Raw genomic sequence first — 693 nt, 5'->3', positions numbered from 1 at the left:
ACGAAGTTAAGAAAGCTAACCCAACAGCAACAGATATCAAGGTTAATAATGATGGATCAGTAGTTGTAACCTTTGCAGATGGCTCAGTAGCAGTAATTGCAAGTGAGAATGCTGTTAAGGAAGCAACTAAAGAATCAGCTGCTAACCAATCAGCTAAGAAAGCAGGAGCGAAAGAATTGCCAAATACTGGTACAGAACAATCTAGCGCTTCACTTGCTTTAGCACTTCTTGCAGCAGCGACAGGCGGACTCCTCTTCGCTAAAAAACGTGAGGAAGAAGAGTAAAATATTACTCAGATAAAGCAAATTTGAGAATCTTGATTCTATGAGTTTGCTAGAAAAACCGTAAGAAGAAATTCTTACGGTTTTTTGATTGGGCCACTTAATGGAAAAGTGGTAAAAAGTAAATTTCTAAAATGCTAGAAAATTATAGAAATTAAAGTGGAGAATTCCTATCGAGTATCATTAGGATAGCTGCTATAAAACAAAAGTCGACTGTTTATACTCTGAAAATCAAAGAGCAAACTAGGAAGCTAGCCGCAGGCTGTACTTGAGTACGGCAAGGTGAAGCTGACGTAGTTTGAATTTGATTTTCGAAGAGTATTATTTTTTAAATATGGAGATAGAGCCTTGTAAACTAGGCAAACAAAAAAGAGGTTGGGATAAAATGTACTGCACCCCAAAAGTTAGACAG

1 protein-coding gene is annotated in these 693 nt (G+C 37.2%); it reads left to right on the top strand.

Going from position 1 to position 693, the window contains the following annotated elements; translation table 11 throughout:
- Positions 1–284: MiiA motif-containing surface protein (locus HMPREF2728_RS08660; RefSeq protein WP_075227671.1), on the top strand; the 284-nt coding region annotated here is incomplete at its 5' end.
- Between the last annotated feature and the right edge of the window lie 409 nt (positions 285–693).

This window comes from Streptococcus sp. HMSC061D10 (genome assembly GCF_001808865.1).
In the GTDB taxonomy this organism is placed as follows: domain Bacteria; phylum Bacillota; class Bacilli; order Lactobacillales; family Streptococcaceae; genus Streptococcus.
Note: the sequence above shows the minus strand (reverse complement) of the source record. Positions and strands in the feature narration are given on the sequence as shown.